Annotated in this window: 4 protein-coding genes and 1 pseudogene; 2 read left to right on the top strand and 3 right to left on the bottom strand. The window is 63.6% G+C overall.

The genetic code is table 11. The features are described 5' to 3' along the window. Positions 1–158: 158 nt before the first annotated feature. Positions 159–1,076 carry a LysR family transcriptional regulator gene (locus tag AC1D2G_RS34350; protein WP_477419625.1) on the bottom strand — a complete coding sequence of 306 codons (918 nt, stop codon included), beginning with the start codon at positions 1,074–1,076 and terminating at the stop codon, positions 159–161. A 130-nt stretch (positions 1,077–1,206) separates the two neighbouring features. On the opposite strand from AC1D2G_RS34350, the gene AC1D2G_RS34345 reads away from it, so the two are divergent. Together AC1D2G_RS34345 and AC1D2G_RS34340 are read left to right on the top strand one after the other, a co-directional pair. Next, positions 1,207–1,854: a DsbA family protein gene (locus AC1D2G_RS34345; protein WP_477419623.1), complete on the top strand. Its 648-nt coding sequence runs from the start codon at positions 1,207–1,209 to the stop codon at positions 1,852–1,854. A 40-nt stretch (positions 1,855–1,894) separates the two neighbouring features. Then, positions 1,895–2,509 carry an NAD(P)-dependent oxidoreductase gene (locus tag AC1D2G_RS34340; RefSeq protein ID WP_477419621.1) on the top strand — a complete coding sequence of 205 codons (615 nt, stop codon included), beginning with the start codon at positions 1,895–1,897 and terminating at the stop codon, positions 2,507–2,509. Between the two features lie 12 nt (positions 2,510–2,521). Here the strand turns inward: AC1D2G_RS34340 and AC1D2G_RS34335 are convergent, their stop codons facing one another. Both AC1D2G_RS34335 and AC1D2G_RS34330 read right to left on the bottom strand, forming a co-directional pair. Continuing rightward, on the bottom strand, positions 2,522–3,304 hold the full coding sequence (locus tag AC1D2G_RS34335; protein ID WP_477419619.1) for a hypothetical protein: 783 nt from the start codon (positions 3,302–3,304) through the stop codon (positions 2,522–2,524). Positions 3,305–3,423: 119 nt separating this feature from the next. Continuing rightward, positions 3,424–3,631: pseudogene (locus AC1D2G_RS34330) on the bottom strand (hypothetical protein); the annotation flags it as partial.

Raw genomic sequence — 3,631 nt, 5'->3', positions numbered from 1 at the left:
CCAAATCACAAACGCCCGTCTGGCCAAAAGCCGGCGGGCGTTGCGCGTTTGGACGCCTTGCCGTCGTTCTCCCATCAATGTAAGTTGTCTCTGACGTTTCCATGTGGCGGAAATTGCCCATCTGTTGCAGCGTCTTGCAACAGGTCGCCGAATAAGCGTCACGCCATGGTGCGGCCGCGCGATCGGTTTTTCTCGGCCGCCGCGAGCAGGTCGACGAAGGCGCGCACCTTGGCGGGCCGRAACCGGGCCGGCGGAAAGACGGCATGGATGCCGCCGGTGGGCAAGCTCCAGTCGGCAAACACCGGCACCAGCCGTCCCTCCGCGATATCGTCGCTGACGCTGTAGTCGGGAAATACGCCCAGTCCGATGCCGGCGAGCACGCAGGCATGGGCAGCGGGGCTCTTGTCACACATGATGATCGGATTGAGTTCGGTCAGCACGGTTTCACCATCCCTGGAAAACAACCATTGACCGATGCCGCGCAGCTGGGCGTTGCCGACCCAGGCCAGCGATCTTGCCTGGGTCGGGCTGACGTCGGGCGGCAGGCTTGCCGCGAAGGTGGGGCTCGCCACCACGGTTTGCCGTATCGTGCCCAGGCGACGCGCCTGGTTGGAGGAATCGGCGAGCCAGCCGACGCGGATGCCGAGATCGATCTGCTCGTCCACCAGATTGCTCACCGCGTCGTCGAAGATCGCCTCGACGCGCATATGCGGATAGGCCTTCAGATAAGCGGCCATGACCGGAGCCACGATCTTGGTGCCATAGTCGAGCGGCGCGGTTAGCCTCAGCGTCCCGCTCGGCTCGACCGCTCCGCGCGCGATTTCGCCATAGGCCGCCTCTGCCTCCCGCAGGATGATCATCGCGCGATCATAGAAGACGCGACCTTCTTCGGTCGGCGTGACGCGCCGTGTGGTGCGCTGAAGCAGCGTTGCGCCCAGTTCCTCCTCGAGCTTGCCGATCTGGTGACTGACGACGGCCTTGGCGACACCAAGCCGGTCAGCCGCTGCGGTGAACGAGCCGGTTTCCATCACCGTGGTGAAGTAGGCGAGCCGATTGAGGTTCAGAAGTTCGGCCAAAGCGACAGCCTTTTTGTCTGATCAGATCAGACAGTCTGTATTATTGGACGCTATTTATCGCAAGGCTGTCGCCTGTCATGGATGCGCCAACACATTCGACCGGTCGGTGGCCGGCATTTCGGCACCAAGGATGGCAGCGATCTTGAGCAATTCAGAAGTGACCTACCTCTTCGATCCGCTCTGCGGCTGGTGCTATGGCGCCACCCCGATGCTGGACAGGCTGTCGGCCGGCGGCGTGTGCGTCGAGCTGATGCCGACCGGCTTGTTCTCGGGTGCCGGCGCGCGTCCGATGGATGAAGGTTTTGCCGCCCACGCCTGGACGAACGATCAACGCATTGAGCGGCTCACCGGACAGAAGTTCACGCAGGCCTATCAACACAACGTCCTCAATGTCCGCGGCACCTTGCTGGACTCCCACGCCGCCACACTCGGCATCAGTGCTGCCGGCCTGGAAGATCCCAGCCGCCGGCTTTTCGCGCTGAAGACGATCCAGCGCGCGCGCTATGTCGACGGCCGCGATATCGTGACGATCGACGGCGTTGCCCAGGTGCTCGCCGCCGCCGGCATGAGGAGCGCCGGCGACCTGCTGAAGGCGCCGACGGAAGAGCTGATGACGGCCCATCGCGAGTTGGTCGGCCGTGGCCGCGCGCTGTTCCAGCGCCTGCATGCCGATGGCGTGCCCGCTCTGGCGGTCATGCGCAACGACGCGCCCCGGCTCATCGGTTCGAATGCATTGTTCGGCAGCTTCGACAACCTCGTCGCCCACATCGCGGCGTGATCCATCCACCAGCAATCTCCAACAAGGAAACGGAAAAGACATGGCAAAAGTCGCTCTCATCGGCGCATCAGGCGCTGTCGGTTCGCGCCTTCTCAGGGAACTCTCCGATCGCGGCCACACGGTCACCGGCATTGCCCGTAACCCGGAAAGGATCGCGGCGCTGCCGGGCGTGACAGCCAGGAAGGGCGATGTCTTCGACAAGGAAGGTCTCGCCAACCTGATCCGCGGCCATGATGTGGTGATCAGCGCCGTGCATTTTCTGGACAGTGATGCCGACGCGCTGATCGCTGCCGTGCGCGCCTCCGGCGTGAAGCGCTATCTCATTGTCGGCGGTGCCGGCAGTCTCGAAGTCGCACCCGGCAAGCGTCTGGTCGATACGCCGGAATTCCCAGCGATCTACAAGGCTGAAGCGCAGAAGGGCGCCGACTTCCTGGACAGGCTGAAGAAGACCGTCGGTGACCTCGACTGGACGTTCCTGTCGCCGTCCGCCATGTTCATTCCTGGCGAGCGCACCGGCCAATTCCGTCTCGGCAGGGACACGCTTCTCGCTTCGGACAAGGGCAGCAGCATTTCGTTCGAGGACTACGCCATCGTCATGGTCGACGAGATCGAGAAGCCGGCCCACGTCAGGCAGCGCTTCACCGTCGGCTACTGATCGAACGAAGGCTCAACCGATCCCGGCCGATGCCAGGCGCATCAAGGCTTCGCGGACATCGACACGCCGATAAGATTCGGTGACGACGCCGTCCCTTCTCAGCTCTTGGCGGCGACGTTCGACCAAGGCGCGTTCCTCGCTGGTCAGGTCGTGCTCGCGCTTGCGGAGCCAGTCCTGGTAGGACGGATCAACTTCCTTGACCGGCTTGGCAGCCGTCGAAACCGACGCGGGCCGGCTGTCGGTGTAGCGAGGCCGCAAGGCGCTGTTGGGATTGTATTCTGTTCGCTTGTCGTTGCCTGAAATGATGAGATCGGGATCCACCACCCGGCCCGACGGGCTATAGACGAATGCCGAAGCGATGCGGTCGAGCGCCGCATCGACTTCCTTCGGCCGATGCACGACCTCGCGCGGCTGGCGATCGGGAACGGCCAGCCTGGTGATGCCGCGGTCATTGATGGCGTCGAGAACCTCGCGGTGATCGCGCGAGGTGATGACCTCGCGCCGCGCCGGCCAGAAATCGTAGGGCGCGTGCGCACCGTAGCCCTTGCCGATGTGGAAGGCATAGATTTCCGGGTAGACGGTCAGTTCGGTGCGTCGGCTCGGCTTGACATCGTAGAACGAGGTGATGGCGATCTGCAGCAGATGGGTCGCGCCGATGCCACCAAGCGCATCGTCGATCACCAAGCCGAACCGGTCATGCGGATCCCAGTCCGGCAAGGCCTGCGCGATCGACGCCGGCTTGCCGTCGATCTCGACGTCGAACATCTCGGCTTTCAGCAATGTCACGACATGCATTGTCGTCTCCCCTCAATGAGGCGTTGTCCGCCGACTCGCGCATCCAATCAGAGCAAGGAAGGGCCCGACTGTCATCTTGTCAGGCTTCTTTCGAACAGCGTCGGCGTTGCCGACGTCCTTCAGTTCGATGAGGCGCGTCGAGTATCGTCTGCCTCCTGATCGCCGGCCCTGTTGGTCAGCGCGATGTGGCAGCAGCCGGAGCCGTGGCCCGGCGTCCAGGTGACGGCGTCGAAACGAACACTGGTCGCCTCGAACAGGCCGCGGTCGAAGGCGCCGGCAATACGGCAGAGCGTGGCAAGTTTCTCGTCACTGAGCCCGGCCTCGACC

This window comes from Mesorhizobium sp. P2_C7 (assembly GCF_056404515.1).
Note: the sequence above shows the minus strand (reverse complement) of the source record. Positions and strands in the feature narration are given on the sequence as shown.